The sequence below is a fragment of the Bradyrhizobium sp. MOS003 genome, assembly GCF_003020125.1.
GTDB lineage: Bacteria > Pseudomonadota > Alphaproteobacteria > Rhizobiales > Xanthobacteraceae > Bradyrhizobium.
The window spans coordinates 23434-42428 of the sequence record NZ_PYFW01000011.1; the positions used below are offsets into that span (position 1 = coordinate 23434).

Sequence of the window (18995 nt, forward strand, 5' to 3'; positions counted from 1 at the left end):
CTTGAGCTGGAGTGCCGTGACGGCACTTAAACGATCTCGCGCGATGGATGCAAGTGCATGAACCGGCCGGATTTAGAAACGCTGCGTTTCGCGAAAGCAGCCGTTTGGGCACTCAGGGCTACGATTGAGCCGCAACGTTCGTTCCAAACAGATCAGGCCGCCAGGCGGCGGCCTGATGTTATCGCAAATGTCCAACCTCGATCAGATCGTCGGATTCCACGCCGACGGGATCAGGCGGTACTTGGCGCCGTCCTTTACGACATGGCCGACCGAGGGGAACGTGAAGTGGAAGCCGATGACGGTCGCCTTCTCGGCCGCCGCCATGTCGTAGAATTTGTGGCGCGTTTCCTGTGCCAGCGCGGCATCGTTGTCGAACATCACGTGCCAGTCGGGATTGCGCAGGAAGAATTCCGGAATGTTGGTGACATCCGACTGGATCAGCACCTTGGCATCGCCGGAGGCGACGGCGAACGAGGTATGGCCCGGCGTGTGGCCAGGCGTCCCGATCGAGGTGATGCCCGGCGCGACCTCCTTGCCCCACTCGAATTTGGTGACCTTGGACTCGAGGCCGGCGAAGGTCTTCTTCACGTTGGCGAAGTAGTTCTTCATCATCGGGTTGGACTCGGCCTTGGCCGCGTTGTCCTCACTGGTCCAGAACTCCCAGTCCTTGCCCGGCACCATGATCTCCGCATTGGGAAATGCGAGCGCGCCGTCGGCGAGACGGATGCCGTTGGTGTGATCGGGATGCAGATGCGAGAGCAGCACGACGTCGACGTTCTTGGGATCGACGCCGGCAGCCTGGAGATTTTGCAGCGTGCGACCGACGGCGCCCTTGCTCGCCTCGAGATTGGCGACGCCGTTGCCGGTGTCGATCAGCACCAGCTTGGAGCCGGTATTGATGAGCTGCGGGTTGAACGGCACCGTGACCATGCCCTTCGGCATGTAGGCCGCCTCGCCTGCGGCCAACGCTTCCTCCTTCGGCTTGTTGGCGACGAACTTGTCCGGCATCGGGAAGGTGCGCGCGCCGTCGTTGATCGAAGTGCACTCGAAAGCACCGACCTTGTAGCGATAGAAGCCCGGCGCCTGCGTCCCGGCTTGCGGCACCGCGGCATTGACGGCGGCCGGTCGAAGGCCGGTGATTGCGGCAGCACCGACGGCAGCGGCGCCTGCAAGCAAATAACGGCGATTGAGATCGGTCATGGAGAGGTCCTCTTCTGAGCCCTTGCGGTTTTCCGCATTGAATGGCGGCGGAATAATCCGCCGCCGGGCTCAGAAGGCAAGCCCTTCCTGCGGTGACCTGCCGTCGCAGATCACGATTATTTATTTGGGTTGATGAGGAATTTTTCGCCGGTGGCCCGTTTGGCGTAGACGGCGATGTTGGCGGGATCGAGCACCTCGGTCAGCGACACCACCTTGGTGTAATGACTGGCGAAGGTGGTCTTGAGCTCGGACGCCACGCGCTGACGCAGGCGGCCGATCTCGGCCGGACCGATATTCTGGAGGAACGGGGTCAACAGCCAGCCGCCGACGCCCCAGGTCAGTCCGAACGACCGGCTCAATTCGGTCGGACGGTTGTCGAGGCTGCCGTAGATATAGATCTGCTTGTACACGTTTGAGCCGTAGCGGCTGTATTCCTTCGCGGTCTTGTTGGCCGCAACTTCCATGGCGGTCAGAATCTGGCTCGCCAGCTTGCCGCCGCCGATGGCGTCGAAGGCGATCGTGGCGCCGGTCTCGACCAGCGCATTGGTGAGATCGTCCGTAAAACTCGGCGCGCTGGAATCCACGATGTGCTTGGCGCCGATCTTGCGCAGGATGTCGGCCTGCTCCTTGCTCCGGACGATGTTGACGAGGGCGATGCCGTCCTTGATGCAGATCTTGTTGAGCATCTGGCCGAGATTGGACGCAGCCGCCGTATGCACGAGCGCCTTGTGGCCCTCGCGCCGCATCGTCTCGGTCATGCCGAGCGCGGTCAGCGGATTGACGAACCATGACGCACCGTCGGCGGCCGTGGTGCCCGCCGGCAGCTCCATGACGTCGCGGACCTTCAGCACGCGGTACTGCGTGTACATCGCGCCGCCGATCATCGACACCGTCTTGCCCATCAGCGCCTTTGCCGCGTCCGACGATCCGGTCCGGACGACCGTGCCGGCGCCCTCGTTGCCGACCGGCAGCGACTGATCGAGCCGGGCTGCCATCATCCGCATGGCCGCCTCCGGCATCGTCGCGGTGATGACCGGCATCTCCTTGGTGCCGGAGACCTTGGCGGCCGACATGTCGGCGGGCCCGATCAGAAGGCCGAGGTCGGAGGGGTTGATTGGCGTCGCCTCGACGCGGACGACGACCTCCTCGTCAGCCGGCTCCGGGGTCGGGACGTTCACGAGAGACAATTCCAGCTCGCCGCTCTTCTTCAGCAGCGAACGCAGTTGCAGTCCGGATGTGCCGTCGCTCATGTCGATCCTCCCCTGTACGTCTTGTCGCGATGTGAAGCGCTGGCTTATGCCAGCGCCTTCAGGGCGGCCTTGCCGCCGTAGAGCGCCTGCTTGCCGAGCTGCTGCTCGATGCGCAGGAGCTGGTTGTATTTGGCGGTGCGATCGGATCGTGCAAGAGAGCCGGTCTTGATCTGACCGCAATTGGTGGCGACCGCGAGGTCGGCGATGGTGGAATCCTCGGTCTCGCCGGAACGGTGCGACATCACCGAAGTGTAGCCGGCCTTGTGCGCCATCTCGACGGCGGCGAGCGTCTCGGTCAGCGTGCCGATCTGGTTGACCTTGATCAGGATCGAGTTGGCACGGCCGGTCTTGATGCCGTCGGCGAGGCGCTTGACGTTGGTGACGAAGAGGTCGTCGCCGACCAGCTGGCACTTCTTGCCGATCAGATCGGTGAGCTCCTTCCAGCCGTCCATGTCGTCTTCCGACATGCCGTCCTCGATGGTGACGATCGGATAGCGGCCGACGAGATCGGCGAGATATTTGGTCTGCTCGGAGATCGAACGGGTCTTGCCCTCGCCTTCGTAGACGTATTTGCCGTCCTTGAAGAACTCGGTCGAGGCGCAGTCGAGGCCGAGCACGATGTCGGTGCCAGCCTTGAAGCCGGCCTTGCCGATTGCGTTCATCACGAACTCGAGCGCGGCATCGGCCGACGGCAGGTTCGGCGCAAAGCCGCCCTCGTCGCCGACATTGGTGTTGTGGCCGGCCTTCTTCAATTCGGACTTCAGCGTGTGGAAGACCTCGGCGCCGTAGCGCAGGCCCTCGGCGAACGAGGACGCACCGACGGGCAGGATCATGAACTCCTGGAAGTCGATCGGGTTGTCGGCGTGCACGCCGCCGTTGATGATGTTCATCATCGGCACCGGCAGCAGGCGCGCCGAGGTGCCGCCGACGTAGCGATAAAGCGGCATGTCGAGCGAATTCGCGGCCGCCTTGGCACAGGCCAGCGAGACGCCAAGAATGGCGTTGGCGCCGAGCCGGCTCTTGTTCGCGGTACCGTCGAGGTCGATCATGACCTGGTCGATCTGGGCCTGCTGCTCGGCATCGAGGCCGCTGAGGGCTTCGAAGATCTCGCCATTGACGGCGCCGACCGCCTTGGTGACGCCCTTGCCGAGATAGCGGGCCTTGTCGCCGTCGCGCAGTTCCACGGCTTCATGGGCGCCGGTGGAGGCGCCCGACGGCACCGCGGCCCGGCCGAGCGCGCCATCTTCCAGCACGACATCGACCTCGACGGTGGGATTGCCCCGGCTATCCAGGATTTCGCGTCCGATGATGTCGATGATGGCGGTCATGAGGGCCTCTTTTCGGGGACAAAGGGGGCAGTTGGCGGTGCTTCTACCGCAATGCATCGAGGCGGAAAAGGCCGGGTGACGGCCGCACTGCGATTGGCTAAGAGGGCCAAACGGAGGCGGCCTCATGTCGAAAAAACCTAGCAAATCGAACAACTCACCTTCTTTGCAGCTCGGCCGCGCCGTGGAGTGGCCCGATACGCCGGAGAAGGCGAAGCTCGACCGCGTGCCCAATCCGCAAGCCGGGACCGACTATCTGGTCCGGTTCACCGTACCGGAATTCACCTCGCTCTGTCCGGTCACGGGCCAGCCGGACTTCGCGCATCTGATGATCGACTACGCGCCCGGCCCCTGGCTGCTGGAGTCGAAATCGCTCAAGCTCTACATCGCGAGCTTCCGCAATCACGGGGCCTTCCACGAGGATTGCACCGTCATGATCGGCAAGCGCATCGCCAGCGAGATCAAGCCGAAATGGCTGCGCATCGGCGGCTACTGGTATCCCCGCGGCGGCATTCCGATCGACGTGTTCTGGCAGACCGGCCGGGTGCCGAAGGGCCTGTGGGTGCCCGAGCAGGGCGTCGCGCCCTATCGCGGGCGGGGCTAGCGAGGGACGAACCAATGAAACCGATGTCAGTGATCTTCCGCAACCTCGCCTTCAACCTTGCTCTGGGCCTTCTGAGCGCCCTCTGGCTCACCAGCGCGGCCGATGCCGCCGAGGTCCGCGTGATGATCTCGGGCGGCTTGACGGCCGCCTACAAGGCGCTCGTGCCCGAATTCGAGAAGGCCACGGGCAACAAGGTGCTGACGGAATATGGCCCGTCGATGGGCACGACCGCGAACGCAATCCCGATGCGGCTCGATCGCGGCGAACCGGCCGACGTTCTGATCATGGTGGGCTATGCGCTGACCGACCTCGCGAGCAAGGGCAAGGTCGTTGCCGGCAGCCAGGTCGATCTGACCAAATCGCCGATCGGGGTCGCCGTGAAGTCGGGTGCCCCGAAGCCGGACATCAGCTCGGTCGAGGCAGTCAAGCGCGCGCTCCTCGCGGCAAAGACGATCGCCTATTCCGACAGCGCCAGCGGCGTCTACGTCTCGACCGAGATGTTCGACAAGCTCGGCATCACCGACGCCATGAAGGACAAGGCGCGCAAGGTCCCGGCGACTCCCGTGGGCGAGATCGTCGCGCAAGGCGAGGCCGAGCTCGGCTTCCAGCAGATCAGCGAGTTGAAGCCCGTGAAAGGCATCGATATCGTCGGACCGCTGCCGGACGAATTGCAGAAGATCACGATCTTCTCTGCCGGAATTGCGACCGCTTCGAAGGAGCCCGAGGCCGGCCGTGCCTTGATCAAGTTCCTGGCCTCCCCGGCCGCGCGCGAAGCGATCGTCGCAAGTGGCATGGAGCCCATCGCGGCTGGTGGGGCGAATTAGCCAAGTCCTGCCCGCTCGACACCTCCGTACGACGAGGCGCGCTCAGCGCGCATCCGCCGGCGCCCGCTGCTTCAGCAGCCGGGCGCAGACGAAGCCCAGCACGACCATGATCGCAGCGCTCGCGAACAGGGTCGGCATCTTGCCGGCATGTTGGAGCCCGAGGCCGTAGGCGAGCGGCCCGACCGTCTGTCCCATGAAGAAGAAGAACGAATGCAGCGACAGCGCGGTGGCGCGCGCCTCGACCGAGAGCTCGCTGGCGAACACCTGCAGGCAGCCATGGGCGATGTAGAAGCCCCAGCCCATCACGACGAGATTCAGCGCCTGCACCTCCCAGCGCGGGCCGAAGGCGACAGCGACGAGTTGGGAGGCGACCAGCGTCATGCCCGCGATCATCATGCCCTTGACGCCGAGCCACGGCAGCAGGCGCGAGACCGTCAGCGTGTAGAACAGGCCGCCGACCGCAAAGCCCGCGATGACCATGCCGGCGATCGAGAGCGAAGTCTGCCCAAGCTCGAACAGGAACGAGGCGATGTAGGGAAACAGGCCGAGCACGCAGCAGCCTTCGATGAACACCGCCGTGTAGCAGACGTAGGCGTTCGGATTGGTGAAGATGGTGCGATAGCCCGCCTTCAGCGCCGACAGGCTGGTCTTCGGCGGATGCTTGACCCTGGCGCCATGAAAGCCGGCAGCGACCGCGATCGACGCCACGATCACGAGCCCGCCGAGCACCGCGAGCACGCCGCGCCAGCCGAGGAAATCGCCGATCAGGCCGGAGGCCGAGGCGCCGAGCAGATTGCCGGTCATGGCGCCGGCCAGCGTGCGGCTGATCGCAACCTGGCGTTTCTCGGGCCCGACGAGATCGCTGGTCAGGCTGAGCGCCACCGGAAATACGCCGCCGGAGCCGATGCCGGCGAGGATGCGGGTTGCAAACAGAACCGGGAACGAGGTCGAGAATGCGCCAAGGATGTTGGCAAGGCCGAGCAGCGCGAGGCAGCCGATCATCAGCCGCGTCTTGCCGAACAGATCGGCGGCGGCGCCGACGATCGGCTGGATGATCGCGAAGGTGAAGGCGAACACCGCGGCAAAGCCCGCGGCCGTGGCGATGCTGACGCCGAAATCTTCCGCGACATGCGGCAGCACCGGATCGAGCGCGCGCGCCGACAAGGCTGCGGCGAAGCTCGCACCTGATATGACGTAGAGGGCCGTCGGCAAGCCGTGGTCGTGCGGCCGCGCCTCGCCCTGCTGCATCAGCGCGGGTTCTTTGCCAGCGCGTCGAACGCCATCAGCCTTGCGATCAGCCCCTCGAATTCGCGCAGCGGCACCATGTTGGGGCCGTCCGAGGGCGCGCGGTCCGGGTCGGGATGAGTCTCGATGAAGACGCCGGCCACCCCGACGGCAACGGCGGCGCGTGCCAGCACCGGCACGAATTCGCGCTCGCCGCCCGAGGAAGCACCCTTCCCGCCCGGCTGCTGCACCGAATGGGTGGCATCGAAGATCACGGGCGCGCCGGTGGTGCGCGCCAGGATCGGCAGCGCGCGCATGTCGGAGACCAGCGTGTTGTAGCCGAAGGAGACACCGCGTTCGGTGACGAGCACGTTCGGATTGTTCGCGCCGGTGATCTTGCTCACCACATTGGTCATATCCCAGGGCGCCAGGAACTGGCCTTTCTTGACATTGACGACCTTGCCGGTCGCAGCTGCGGCGAGCAGCAGATCGGTCTGCCGGCACAGGAAGGCCGGGATCTGCAACACGTCCACAGCCTGCGCTACCTCGGCGCATTGCGCGGCATCGTGCACGTCGGTCAGGACAGGCAGGCCGAGCGAGGCACGGATCTCGGCGAAGATCGGCAGCGACTGCGCGAGACCCAGCCCGCGCGCAGCCGACGCGCTGGTGCGGTTGGCCTTGTCGAAGGAGGTCTTATAGACGAGGCCGATCTTCAGCCGCGCGGCGATCTCCTTCAGCGCGGAAGCCACCTCAAGCGCATGCTGACGGCTTTCGAGCTGGCAAGGTCCGGCAATGATCGAGATCGGCAGATCATTGCCGAACTTGACCGTGCCAATGGTGACGACCGGCGCTGCCGAATGCGAAGAGCTCAAGGCCAATCCCTCGTTTCGGCGCGACCATAGCCGCGATCGGGGTCGGATCAACCCTATTCGCCCGGGACTGCTTGAATATCAGGGTTGCGCCGGGGCTTCCCCGGCGCCTCCCTCGCAGGAGCTGCTACTTGATCGAGGAGAAGGCGGTCGGCGTCAGGATCTGGCTGACGATGTTGCCGACGATCTGGCCGTCGGCTTCGCTCTCGGCGCGGGCCTTCATCCAGTCCGGATCGGTCATGAACGCGCCCCACTTCTTCTCGCGCTCGGCAAGCGAGTCCCAGGCCAGGAAATAGGTCAGCTCCTGGTTGGATTCACCAATCAGCGTGGTGAAGAACCCCGCCTGCTTGATGCCGTGCTTCTCCCAGATTTTCAGCGTGGCGGTCTCGAACCGCTTCAAGAGCGCTGGCAGCCGGCCGGGCAAGCAGCGATAGACGCGCATTTCGTAGATCATTGAAGTTCAACTCCCTGCATCGTTGTTCTTGCGGGAGCGAGTTGTCGCAACAAATTGCGCGCCCGTCAAAGGCGGCCGCGCCGACTACACCAGCCGGCTCTGCACCATCGCCGCCTGGATGAACGAGGCGAACAGCGGGTGCGGCTCGAACGGCCGCGACTTCAGCTCGGGGTGAAACTGGACGCCGATAAACCAGGGATGGTCCTCGTATTCGACGATCTCCGGCAGCACGCCGTCGGGCGAGAGGCCCGAGAATTTCAATCCGTGCTGCTCGAGGCGATCCTTGTAGGCGGTGTTGACCTCGTAACGATGGCGATGGCGCTCGGAAATCTCGGTCGCGCCGCCATAGACCTCCGAGACGCGGCTGCCGCGGTTGAGGGCTGCGGGATAAGCGCCAAGCCGCATCGTGCCGCCGAGATCGCCGGCGTTCGAGCGCCTCTCGAGCTCGTTGCCGCGCAGCCATTCCGTCATCAAACCGACCAGCGGCTCCTTGGTCGGTCCGAACTCGGTGGAGTTGGCCTCCTCGATGCCGACGAGATTCCGCGCCGCCTCGATCACCGCCATCTGCATGCCGAAGCAGATGCCGAAATACGGCACGTCGCGTTCGCGCGCGAACTGCGCCGCGCGGATCTTGCCTTCTGCGCCGCGCTGACCGAAGCCGCCGGGCACCAAGATGCCGTTGACGTGCTCGAGGAACGGCGCGGGGTCTTCCTTCTCGAATATCTCGCTCTCGATCCAGTCGAGGTTGACCTTGACCTTGTTGGCGATGCCGCCATGCGACAGCGCCTCGATCAGCGACTTGTACGCGTCCTTCATGCCGGTGTACTTGCCGACGATGGCGATGGTGACATCGCCCTCGGGATTGCGGATGCGTTCGTTGATCTGGTGCCAGCTCTTGAGCACCGGCGGGATGCGCGATTCGATACCGAAGGCGGCGAGCACTTCGTCGTCGAGGCCCGCCGCGTGATAGGCCTCGGGCACGGCGTAGATGCTGTCGGCGTCGCGCGCCTCGATCACGGCGCTTTCACGCACGTTGCAGAACAGCCCCAGCTTGCGCCGCTCTTCCTTCGGAATCTCGCGGTCGGTGCGGCAGAGCAGGATGTCCGGCTGGATGCCGATCGAGCGCAGCTCCTTCACGGAGTGCTGCGTCGGCTTGGTCTTCAGCTCGCCGGCGCTCGGAATGTAAGGCAGCAGCGTGAGGTGGATGTAGATGGCGTGATCACGCGGCAGCTCGTTCTTGAGCTGGCGGATCGCCTCGAAGAACGGCAGTCCCTCGATGTCGCCGACCGTGCCGCCGATCTCGACCAGCACGAAATCGTAATCGTCATTGCCCGAGAGGACGAATTCCTTGATGGCATTGGTGACGTGCGGAACCACCTGGATGGTCGCGCCGAGATAATCGCCGCGGCGTTCCTTGGAGATGATGTCCTGGTAGATTCGCCCCGTGGTGATGTTGTCCTGCTTGGTCGCGGGACGGCCGGTGAAGCGCTCGTAGTGACCGAGATCGAGATCGGTCTCCGCGCCGTCATCGGTCACGAACACTTCGCCGTGCTGATAAGGCGACATCGTTCCAGGATCGAGGTTGAGATAGGGGTCGAGCTTGCGGAGGCGGACCTTGTAGCCCCGGGCTTGCAACAGCGCACCGAGTGCCGCTGAAGCCAGACCCTTGCCGAGCGAAGAAACCACGCCGCCGGTGATGAATATGTACCGCGCCATGGGACTTAACCTCTAATCCCCAAAATTCGATTCGCCAAAGCGATTCGCATTCCGCCCCAAGAATTCTGCGGGCCTGTGGGTGAGCCAAAACTAAGAGTGGTGACAGTGCCTTGATGGGGATTGTTGATGCAGGACGGTAGCCACCGCCCTGCATGGCCCCCCTGCTTTATTGCGAACGAGGCACCTGCGGGCCGCTCGGAGCCGGCGCCTGCTGCTGCTCGTCGGCCTTCTTCAGCGAATCCAGGATGCCGCCCGACGTCGGCGGCGCGATCGGCGCTCCACCGGCCGGCTGGCCCTGCGACGCCGGTGTGCCGATGATCGAGGACGGCGCGCGGCTATAGCCCGCATGCCAGGACAGGAACATGCTGGTGAGGAAGAAGCCCGCGGCGAGAACCGCGGTGGTCCGCGTCAAGAGGTTGGCGGTGCCACGGCTCGACATGAAGCCTGCGCCGCCGCCCATGCCGAGGCCGCCGCCTTCCGACTTCTGGAGCAGGACAGCGCCGATCATGACGGCGACGATCATGAGATGGATGACGATGACAACGGTCTGCATAGTATCCTTCCGTCACAAGCGGGCGGCGCCTGACGGCGGCCGATCGCGCTTCGCGGGTTTTCCTGAAGTTGCGCGGTGTTACACGATCAGACCGGCCATTGCCACCCCCGATCGGCCCCGCCCGTCCCGTGGGGTTTAGCTAGGGGCAGCCCTTCGCGATCGCAAGGAAATCGACCGCCTTCAGGCTGGCGCCGCCGACCAGCGCCCCGTTGACGTTCTTGACCGCCATCAGCTCGGCCGCATTCGAGGGCTTGACCGAGCCGCCGTAGAGGATGCGCATCCTGGCACCATCGACCTTGAACCGGGAGGTCAGGAGATCCCGGATAAACCCATGAATCTGCTCGACATCCTGGGCCGTGGGGGTGAGCCCAGTTCCGATCGCCCAGACCGGCTCGTAGGCCACGACGAGATTCGCGGCTGTCGAGCTCTCAGGGAGGGAGCCGGCAAGTTGCCCGCGCAGGATCTCCAGGGTCTGGCCGGCGTCGCGCTGGGCCTGGGTCTCGCCGATGCAGACGATCGCCGTAGCCCCGGCGCGCCAGGCGGCCTCGGCCTTCTGCCGGATCAGGGCATCGCCCTCGCCGTGGTCGGCGCGGCGCTCGGAATGGCCGACGATGACGGCGCTCGCCCCCGCGTCCACCAGCATTTCGGCGGCGATATCGCCGGTATGGGCACCGGAGGCCTTGGGATGGCAATCCTGGGCCCCCACCGCGACCTTCTTGCCACGCGCCTTGTCGGCGAAGGCGGCAATCAGGGTCGCTGGCGGACAGACCAGCAGATCGGCCTTGCCGGTCACCTCGACCGCCCCGTCCAGCATGGCGTCGAACTCGGCAGCCTGGGCCTTCAGGCCGTTCATCTTCCAATTGCCGGCGATCAGGGGGCGGATGGCGTCGGTCATGTCATTGTCCAGCAAAATGAGGTTTCTGCATGCGCTAGCAGAGCTGCCACGGCAGTTCCAGAGACCAGGGGCCTTTAACCGCAGCTTCGAACGGCCGCGTGACCCGAGGTTGCGGGGGGAAAGCCGCCACTTTATGATGATTGATCAATTTGGTGACGCGCTTTTGCGGAATCTGCATTAAGACGCGCTCCCGTTCCCTTCCTGCTCAAACAAGTTGGACCAAATGCTTCGAGGAATGCGCAAGGCCTCATCAAACTGGCTCGGCAAGACCATCATGGCCGTGGTGATGGGCGTGTTGATCATCAGTTTCGGCGTTTGGGGAATCGCCGACATCTTCAAGGGCTTCGGGCAATCCACGGTGGCCAAGGTCGGCAGCACCGAGATTTCGCTGAACGAGTTCCGCCAGATCTACACGGACCGCTTGCAGCAGATCAGCCGCCAGTTCGGCCGTCCGCTGACGCCCGACCAGGCGCGTGCCTTCGGCCTCGACCGCCAGGTACTGCAGCAAACCATCGCCGAAGCCGCCCTCGACGAAGAGGCGCGCCGGCTCAGGCTCGGCCAGTCCGACGACCAGATCCGCCAGGTCATCATGAACGACCCCAACTTCAAGGGCGTCGGCGGCAATTTCGATGCGAACCGCTTCCAGGCCGTGATCCGCAATTTCGGCTATACCGAGCAGCGCTATGTCGCCGAGCAGCGCAAGGTGTCGCTGCGCCGGCAGATCACCGGCACGATCGGGGCAGGCCTCGAGCCGCCGAAGGCGATGATCGACGTGCTGACGCGCTTCCAGAACGAGCAGCGCGCCATTGATTTCGTCAGGCTCGATTCCGCCCAGGCCGGCCAGATCGACGCGCCCTCGCCCGAGGCGCTCGCGGCCTATTTCGAGGACCACAAGGCCCAGTTCCGCGCGCCCGAATACCGCAAGATCTCCTTCGTCGTGGTCTCGCCGGAGGAAATCGGCAAGTGGAGCGACGTCTCGGACGAGGACGCCAGGAAAGTGTTCGAGCAGCGCAAGGACCGGCTCGGCACGCCGGAGAAGCGCCAGATCCAGCAGATCGTCTTTCCCAACGTTGCCGAAGCGCAGACCGCCCGGGAGCGTCTCGTCGGGGGCATGTCGTTCGAGGATCTCGGCAAGGAACGCGGTCTGAGCGCCTCCGATGTCGACCTCGGCCTCGTCACCAAATCTTCGCTGGATGCCGTGGTTGGCGAAGCCGCCTTCGCGCTTCCCGCCGGCGAGATCAGCCAGCCGATCCAGGGCGCGCTCGGCACGTCCATCGTCAAGGTCGACAAGATCGAGCCCGGCAAGGAGGCGGACTACGCCAGCGCCGCAGGCGACATCAAGCGCGAGATCGCCACCGAGCGCGCGCGCGTCAAGGTCGCCGATCTCCGCGACAAGATGGAAGACGAGCGCGGCGGCGGCGCCAGCGTGATCGACGCGGCGCAGAAGCTCGGCCTCACCGCCGTGACCATCGACGCGGTAGACCGTTCCGGCCGCGCCCCGAACGGCCAGCCGGTCGCCAACATTCCGCAAGGCCTCGACGTGGTGTCGCAGGCCTTCAACACCGATGTCGGCGTCGACAACGACTCGATCTCGTTCAAGGGCGGCTATGTCTGGTACGACGTGCTCGCCATCACGCCCTCGCGCGACCGCAATCTCGACGAGGTCCGCGACCAGGTCGAGGCGCGCTGGCGCCAGGACCAGATCGCCGCCAAGCTGAAGACCAAGGCGACCGAGATGGTGCAGAAGCTCGAAGCGGGCGGCAAGCTCGCGGATGAGGCCGCAGCGATCGGCGTCAAGGTCGAGACCGCGACCGGCTTCAAGCGCGACGACACGCCCGCCAGCGTGCCCGCAGCGGTCGTCGCGGCCGCCTTCCGCACCGCCAAGGACGGTGTCGGACAGACGCCGGTGACCGGCGGCACCGAGCTGATCGTCTTCCGCGTCACCGACATCGTCGAACCCGCGGTCGACGCCGCCTCCGAGGCGGTCAAGAAGCTGAAGGAAAGCCTCGACCGTGCCCAGACCGAGGAGCAGGTTGCCTCTTACGTCAACAGGCTCGAAAACGACATCGGGACCACCATTAATCAGGCCGCCTTCGCGCAGGTGACCGGCGCGAACCAGCAGTAAGTTTGAAAGCACGCGATGGACGACCTGAAATCGATCATTGGAAAAGTGGCGACCGGCGCCAGCCTGTCGCGTGACGAAGCGGCTTCCGCCTTCGACGCCATGATGTCGGGCGAAGCCACGCCCTCGCAGATGGGCGGCCTGTTGATGGCGCTGCGGGTGCGCGGCGAAACCGTGGACGAGATCACCGGCGCTGTTACGGCGATGCGTTCCAAGATGCTGACCGTCACGGCTCCACCTGAAGCCATCGACATCGTCGGCACCGGCGGCGACGGCTCCGGCTCGGTCAACGTCTCGACCTGCGCCTCCTTCATCGTCTCGGGCGCCGGCGTGCCGGTGGCCAAGCACGGCAACCGCGCGCTGTCGTCACGCTCGGGCGCAGCCGACGTGCTTGCATCGCTCGGCGTGAAGATCGACCTCCGGCCCGAGCAGGTCGGGCATTGCGTGCGCGAATGCGGCATCGGCTTCATGTTCGCTCCTGCCCATCACCCGGCCATGAAGAATGTCGGCCCGACCCGGGTAGAGCTCGCGACGCGCACGATCTTCAACCTGCTCGGCCCCCTGTCCAACCCGGCCGGCGTGAAGCGGCAGATGGTCGGCGTGTTCTCGCGGCAATGGGTGCAGCCGCTGGCGCAGGTGCTGAAGAACCTCGGCTCCGAATCCGCCTGGGTGGTGCACGGCTCCGACGGCCTCGACGAGATCACCCTCACCGGCCCGACCTTCGTATCCGCGCTCCACAATGGCGAGATCCGGAATTTCGAGGTGACGCCGGAGGACGCCGGCCTGCCGCCTTGCGACGCCGGCGCGCTCAAGGGCGGTGACGCCGACGCCAATGCAATCGCCTTGCAGAGCGTGCTCGACGGCAAGCCGAGCGCCTACCGCGACGTCGCGCTGATGAACGCCGCCGCCGCGCTGGTCGTGGCCGGCCGCGCCGAGGACCTCAAGGAGGGCGTCGCGATCGGCGCCCGGTCGATCGACAGCGGCGCGGCCAACGCGAAGTTGAAGCACCTGATCGCGGTCTCGAACGGCTGAGCCTGACATGTCGGACATCCTCACCAAGATCGAAGCCTACAAGCGCGAAGAGATCGCCGCCGCCAAGCGTGCGCAGCCGCTGTCGGCCGTCGAGGCGAAGGCCAAGGCGCAGGCCGCGCCGCGCGGCTTCGTGCGCGCGATCAAGGCCAAGCACGCCAAGGGCGACTACGCGCTGATCGCGGAGGTGAAGAAAGCCTCGCCGTCGAAAGGGCTGATCCGCGCCGATTTCGATCCGCCCCAGCTCGCCAAGGCCTATGAAGCCGGCGGCGCGGCCTGCCTATCGGTGCTGACCGACACGCCCTCGTTCCAGGGGCATCTGGACTTCATGGTGGCGGCGCGCGCGGCGACGTCATTGCCGGTGCTGCGCAAGGATTTCATGTTCGACACCTATCAGGTGGTCGAGGCCCGCGCCCACGGCGCCGATTGCATCCTGATCATCATGGCCGCGCTCGATGATGCCACCGCCAAAGATCTCGAAGAAGCCGCAATCGCCTACGGCATGGACGTGCTGATCGAGATCCACGACCGCGCCGAGCTCGACCGCGCGCTCAAGCTCCGCTCGCCGATGATCGGGGTCAACAACCGCAATCTTCGCACCTTCGAGACCACGCTCGCGACCAGCGAAATGCTGGCACCGCTGATCCCCAGGGAACGGCTGATGGTCGGCGAGAGCGGCATCTTCACGCCTGCCGATCTCGCCCGGCTCGAGCGCGTCGGCATGTCGACCTTCCTGGTCGGCGAGAGCCTGATGCGGCAAGCCGACGTCACCGCAGCGACGCGCACGCTGCTCGCGCGCGAGACGACGGCGCGCGCGACGGGCACCCGCTGACATGGCGCGCAAAAATATGGCGCGCAAGCCGCCCAAGAAGACCGTCCCGGCCCTCACCCATATCGGCGCCTCCGGCGAGGCGCGGATGGTCGACGTCTCCGACAAGCCGGCGACCGAGCGGCTTGCGGTCGCGGAAGGCCGCGTCGTCATGACCAAGGCGACGCTCGACCTGATCGTCTCCGGCAATGCCAAGAAGGGCGACGTGCTAGGCACCGCCCGTATCGCCGGCATCATGGCCGCCAAGCGCACCTCGGAGCTGATCCCGCTCTGCCATCCGCTGGCGCTGTCGAAAGTGACGCTCGATATCGAGCCCGACGTGAAATTGCCGGGCTGCCTCGTTCGCGCGAGCGTGAAGGTCACGGGCCCGACCGGCGTCGAGATGGAGGCTCTCACGGCCGTCTCGGTCGCCTGCCTCACCATCTACGACATGATCAAGGCGGTCGAGCGCGGCGTGCGCATCGAGGGCATCCATCTGGTCGAGAAGCTCGGCGGCAAGTCCGGCCACTACCGCGCCTGACTGCGCAATCCGCTCTATTTCGCCTCGCGCTGCCGCTCGCGATAAGCGCGCGTCTTCATCCGGTTGCCGCATAGCGTCGACATGCACCACCGCCGCGTCGATGGTTTCGACCGGTCGAAAAACACCCTGCGGCATTCCTCCGACGCGCACATCTTCAGCCGGTCCAGCGTTCCCAAGAGGGTTGCGTCATGAAGCTCGATCGCGATGGCCGACAGGCCGGCGAGCGCATCTTCGCGCGCTGCTGACAGCGTCGCGCCGCGGCCTGCGTGCGCCTCGACCCGCAATGGAAACGGCGCCAGAGCGTCATTGAGCGTGCCCAGAACGCTCTTATTCCGGAGCCGCTCGCTCGGTTCACGCTGCAGATAGGCACGCAAGGCTTCGCGCATCCTCAGCGCAGTCTCGAACATTGCGGGCGTGACATGGCCGCCCTTGGCGCCAAGGCCGCGTTCCCGCATCCAGTCCGCCAAGTCCTTCGGGCCGCCAAGCGCATCGCTCTCCGGGTGCTCCACGCCGAAATGCGTGAAGTGGCGAACATCGAGCGTGTTGGCGAAATCGTAGAGGTTCGCCAACGCGTCGGGAACCTGGAATTTGCGCGACTCTTTCGACATCGAAACTCCAAAAATTGGAACACCAGTAAAACATATTTACTGGTTGACAGCAAGCAACACCTGTATTTTATCTATACTGGTGTCTGACGATCCTTCGGGGTCAAGCGCCTCTGCAACAATTGAATGGAGAACCGAGCCGTGGCCGACGCCCTGCACTATCTCGAACTCACCACGCTCGCAGCACGCCTCAAGGCGCGCGAAATCTCGGCGCTGGAAGTGACGCGCGCGCAACTTGACCGGATCGATTCCATTGACCGCGATCTCAACAGCTACGTTCACGTGATGGCGGAAACGGCCATGGCCGAAGCGGAGACCGCGGACGCGGACATCGCGCAGGGCCGGTATCGGGGGCCCCTGCATGGCGTGCCGATTGCGCTCAAGGACCTGTTCTGGACCGAAGGCGTTCCGACGGCGGCGGGCACCACGCTTCATCGCGACTTTCGTCCCAGTGAAGACGCAACCGTCGTGCGCCGGCTCAAGAACGCGGGCGCCGTGATCCTTGGCAAGGTGCAACTCACCGAGGGCGCCTATGCCGATCACCATCCGCTAGTGAAACCGCCGAAGAATCCATGGAATGCGAATTACTGGCCGGGTATCTCGTCGAGCGGCTCGGCGGTCGCGACGGCTGCCGGACTTTGCTTCGGCTCACTCGGCTCCGACACCGGCGGTTCGATCCGCTGGCCCTGCGCCGCCAACGGCCTTACCGGATTGAAGCCGAGTTGGGGCCGCGTCAGCCGGCACGGCACCTTCGAGCTCGCCGCGACGCTCGACCATGTCGGACCGATCGGCCGCAGTGCGGCCGACGCCGGCGCGCTGCTCGGCATCATCGCCGGACACGATCCGAACGACCCGACATCGCTGATCGATCCGGTGCCCGACTATCTGGCCGCCGCCGCACAGGACGTGCGGGGCTTGCGGATCGGCGTCGATCCTGCCTGGAACAGCGAGGACGTGGACGTTGCGACCCAGCTGGTGCTGGCGGAAGCCCTTGATGCTTTCCGCGCGCTTGGCACCGACACCGTCAATGTCCGATTTCCCGACGTCACGCAGACGATCGCCGACTGGACGCCGAACTGTGCGGTGGAAGCTACGGTCGCTCATGAGGCGACCTATCCCGCCCGCAAGGATGAGTATGGTCCGATCCTCGCCTCCGTGATCGAGTCCGGCCGCACTCTCTCTGCTCTCGACTATCAAAAGATCCTGCTGCGGCGGCTGGCGCTGCGCGGCCGGGTGACTGCGCTGTTCGAGACCATCGACCTGCTGCTGATCCCGGTGCACCCGTTTTCGCCAGTGACGCTTGCCATGATCCGGACGCTCGGCGAACAGCCGGATCTGATCGCGAAGCTGCAGCGCTACACCTGCCCGTTCGACATGACCGGTCATCCCACCATCACGCTGCCGGGTGGTGCGTCCGCGGAGGGGCTGCCGATCGCGTTCCAACTCGTCGCCGCCCATCTGGACGAGGCCACGCTCGTGCGTGCCGGCGCGGCCTTCCAGCGGGCCACGTCCTGGCATCGTCGCCATCCTTCCCTCGCCTCGCGGAGGCAGCATTGATCATTCGATCCAAGCTCGGTCAACGAAGCATTTTCCATGGCTGGTTCGTCGTCGCGGCGGCATTTGCCGTCATGTTCGTCGGCTTCGGCTCCGCCTACACGTTCAGCGCATTCCTCGAGCCACTCCAGCGCGATTTCGGCGCCTCGCGCGGTTCGATCTCGCTGGTGTTTTCAATCGCGGGCTTTCTGTACTTCGCGCTCGGCCTCGTCAGCGGGCCACTCGCCGACCGATTTGGCTCGCGTCGGCTGGCGGTCGCCGGCATGATCCTGGTCGCGGTCGGACTTGCGGCCGCGAGCGCTGCCCGGTCTGTCGTCGAGGTCTATCTCGCCTACGGGCTCGGCGTCGGCCTCGGCGTCGGCTGCGCCTATGTCCCAGCCATCGGCGCGGTGCAACGCTGGTTCGTCCGGCGCCGCGGCTTTGCGTCCGGGCTCGCTGTGAGCGGCATCGGGCTCGGCACGCTGGCCATGCCGCCGCTAGCCTCATTGCTGATCGCCTCGGTGGGCTGGCGCAGCGCCTACCTAGCGCTGGGCGCAATTGCGCTGGTGCTGGGAGGCGGGATGTCGCTGCTCATCGAGAACGATCCGAAGCAACGCGGCCTCGGACCCGACGGCGATCCGGCCCCCGATGCCGCGAGCGCCAACAACGCCGGCGGCGAATCCGTGAGCGGGGCGATTCGGTCGACGCGGTTTGTCGCCCTCTACCTATCGTGTCTGGTCTGCTCGTTCGGAGCCTTCGTCCCGTTCGTCCATCTCGTGCCCTACGCGCGCGACCACGGGGTCGCGGGGTCCGCTGCCGTGCTGCTGCTCGGCGTGATCGGAGCCGGCAGCACCGCAGGCCGCTTCTTTCTCGGCGCACTCGCCGACCGGATGGGCCGCGACCGCTCGCTGATCATGGTCCTGACCGGAATGGCGCTCGCGATGGTGATCTGGGCCATTGCCGCTGATATCTGGACGCTCGCCGCTTTTGCCTTCATCTACGGTGTGTTCTACGGCGGCTGGGTCGCGGTGCTGCCCTCTGTGATCATGGACTATTTTGGCGGACGCAATGTCAGCGGAATCATCGGAATTCTCTACACCAGCGTGGCGTTCGGCACGCTGATTGGTCCGAGTGCAGCCGGCTTCGCCTACGACGTCAACCACAGCTACACGATGCCGATACTGATCGGTGCCGCCGCGAACATCGTCGCGGCGCTGATCGTGTTGGCGATACTGGCGCGCGCCAGAACCCGCGCGATCAGCGCAGCGACGTGCTGATCGCGGTAAATTTGCTGTTGAGCTTGGAGCCCATGCCGTTCACGACGGTGATGATGGCCAGCGCGATGCCGGCCGCGATCAGGCCGTACTCGATTGCGGTTGCCCCACTCTCGTCGGCAAGGAAGTTCTTCAGGGTGTTTTTCATCGTTGCGTCCTCTCTGTGTCG

At 65.2% G+C, this 18995-nt stretch carries 19 protein-coding genes; 8 read left to right on the forward strand and 11 right to left on the reverse strand.

The features are described from left to right. Positions 1 to 201 precede the first annotated feature (201 nt). The 3 genes from C7G42_RS30740 to eno all read right to left on the reverse strand — a co-directional run bounded on the left by C7G42_RS30740 (position 202) and on the right by eno (position 3778). The gene (locus tag C7G42_RS30740) at positions 202 to 1200 is read right to left on the reverse strand and encodes an MBL fold metallo-hydrolase (protein ID WP_106952639.1); all 999 of its coding nucleotides are present in this window, start codon (positions 1198 to 1200) and stop codon (positions 202 to 204) included. Between the two features lie 116 nt (positions 1201 to 1316). Beyond that, the gene (locus C7G42_RS30745) at positions 1317 to 2450 is read right to left on the reverse strand and encodes a zinc-binding dehydrogenase (protein ID WP_106952640.1); all 1134 of its coding nucleotides are present in this window, start codon (positions 2448 to 2450) and stop codon (positions 1317 to 1319) included. A 44-nt stretch (positions 2451 to 2494) separates the two neighbouring features. Further along, positions 2495 to 3778 carry a phosphopyruvate hydratase gene (gene eno / locus C7G42_RS30750; RefSeq protein ID WP_106952641.1) on the reverse strand — a complete coding sequence of 428 codons (1284 nt, stop codon included), beginning with the start codon at positions 3776 to 3778 and terminating at the stop codon, positions 2495 to 2497. Between the two features lie 124 nt (positions 3779 to 3902). Between eno and queF the strand changes: the two genes are divergently transcribed. Together queF and C7G42_RS30760 are read left to right on the forward strand one after the other, a co-directional pair. Then, a complete protein-coding gene (queF, locus tag C7G42_RS30755; protein WP_106952642.1) occupies positions 3903 to 4379 on the forward strand; it encodes a preQ(1) synthase in 477 nt (158 codons plus the stop codon). A gap of 14 nt (positions 4380 to 4393) precedes the next feature. Next, positions 4394 to 5203 (forward strand): substrate-binding domain-containing protein, encoded by an 810-nt coding sequence (locus tag C7G42_RS30760; protein ID WP_106952643.1) that lies wholly within the window; start codon positions 4394 to 4396, stop codon positions 5201 to 5203. 42 nt (positions 5204 to 5245) lie between these two features. Here C7G42_RS30760 and C7G42_RS30765 read toward each other — a convergent pair whose 3' ends face one another. The 6 genes from C7G42_RS30765 to tpiA form a co-directional block, all read right to left on the reverse strand. Then, positions 5246 to 6451, reverse strand: a complete 1206-nt coding sequence (locus C7G42_RS30765) for an MFS transporter (RefSeq protein WP_106952644.1) — start codon at positions 6449 to 6451, stop codon at positions 5246 to 5248. Beyond that, complete coding sequence (kdsA, locus tag C7G42_RS30770) at positions 6451 to 7299, reverse strand: 3-deoxy-8-phosphooctulonate synthase (RefSeq protein WP_106952645.1); 849 nt, start codon at positions 7297 to 7299, stop codon at positions 6451 to 6453. The genes C7G42_RS30765 and kdsA overlap by 1 nt, the downstream gene beginning before the upstream one ends. 124 nt (positions 7300 to 7423) lie before the next feature. After that, positions 7424 to 7750, reverse strand: coding sequence for an NIPSNAP family protein (locus tag C7G42_RS30775; protein ID WP_106952646.1), 327 nt, complete (start codon positions 7748 to 7750; stop codon positions 7424 to 7426). 84 nt (positions 7751 to 7834) lie between these two features. Beyond that, positions 7835 to 9466 (reverse strand): CTP synthase, encoded by a 1632-nt coding sequence (pyrG, locus tag C7G42_RS30780; RefSeq protein ID WP_106952647.1) that lies wholly within the window; start codon positions 9464 to 9466, stop codon positions 7835 to 7837. A gap of 166 nt (positions 9467 to 9632) precedes the next feature. Continuing rightward, positions 9633 to 10019, reverse strand: a complete 387-nt coding sequence (gene secG, locus C7G42_RS30785; protein ID WP_106952648.1) for a preprotein translocase subunit SecG — start codon at positions 10017 to 10019, stop codon at positions 9633 to 9635. Between the two features lie 139 nt (positions 10020 to 10158). Next, on the reverse strand, positions 10159 to 10914 hold the full coding sequence (gene tpiA, locus C7G42_RS30790) for a triose-phosphate isomerase (protein WP_106952649.1): 756 nt from the start codon (positions 10912 to 10914) through the stop codon (positions 10159 to 10161). 223 nt (positions 10915 to 11137) lie between these two features. Here tpiA and C7G42_RS30800 point away from each other — a divergent pair, with 223 nt between their 5' ends. Genes C7G42_RS30800 through moaC form a run of 4 tightly spaced genes read left to right on the forward strand, consistent with a single transcriptional unit; the run spans position 11138 to position 15414 of the window. Then, a complete protein-coding gene (locus tag C7G42_RS30800; RefSeq protein WP_106952651.1) occupies positions 11138 to 13039 on the forward strand; it encodes a peptidylprolyl isomerase in 1902 nt (633 codons plus the stop codon). A 15-nt stretch (positions 13040 to 13054) separates the two neighbouring features. After that, a complete protein-coding gene (gene trpD, locus C7G42_RS30805; RefSeq protein ID WP_106952652.1) occupies positions 13055 to 14068 on the forward strand; it encodes an anthranilate phosphoribosyltransferase in 1014 nt (337 codons plus the stop codon). Positions 14069 to 14075: 7 nt separating this feature from the next. Next, complete coding sequence (trpC, locus tag C7G42_RS30810) at positions 14076 to 14897, forward strand: indole-3-glycerol phosphate synthase TrpC (protein ID WP_106952653.1); 822 nt, start codon at positions 14076 to 14078, stop codon at positions 14895 to 14897. A gap of 1 nt (position 14898) precedes the next feature. After that, on the forward strand, positions 14899 to 15414 hold the full coding sequence (gene moaC / locus C7G42_RS30815) for a cyclic pyranopterin monophosphate synthase MoaC (protein ID WP_283809873.1): 516 nt from the start codon (positions 14899 to 14901) through the stop codon (positions 15412 to 15414). A gap of 14 nt (positions 15415 to 15428) precedes the next feature. Here the strand turns inward: moaC and C7G42_RS30820 are convergent, their stop codons facing one another. Next, positions 15429 to 16022, reverse strand: coding sequence for a CGNR zinc finger domain-containing protein (locus tag C7G42_RS30820; protein ID WP_106952654.1), 594 nt, complete (start codon positions 16020 to 16022; stop codon positions 15429 to 15431). A 138-nt stretch (positions 16023 to 16160) separates the two neighbouring features. Between C7G42_RS30820 and C7G42_RS30825 the strand changes: the two genes are divergently transcribed. Beyond that, a complete protein-coding gene (locus tag C7G42_RS30825) occupies positions 16161 to 17576 on the forward strand; it encodes an amidase (RefSeq protein WP_106952760.1) in 1416 nt (471 codons plus the stop codon). Continuing rightward, on the forward strand, positions 17573 to 18829 hold the full coding sequence (locus C7G42_RS30830) for an MFS transporter (RefSeq protein WP_106952655.1): 1257 nt from the start codon (positions 17573 to 17575) through the stop codon (positions 18827 to 18829). Before C7G42_RS30825 ends, C7G42_RS30830 begins: the two co-directional genes overlap by 4 nt. Here C7G42_RS30830 and C7G42_RS30835 read toward each other — a convergent pair. Next, entirely contained in the window at positions 18810 to 18974 is a 165-nt protein-coding gene (locus C7G42_RS30835; RefSeq protein WP_106952656.1) for a Flp family type IVb pilin, read from the reverse strand. The two genes, C7G42_RS30830 and C7G42_RS30835, sit on opposite strands and share 20 nt — an antisense overlap. Positions 18975 to 18995 lie beyond the last annotated feature (21 nt).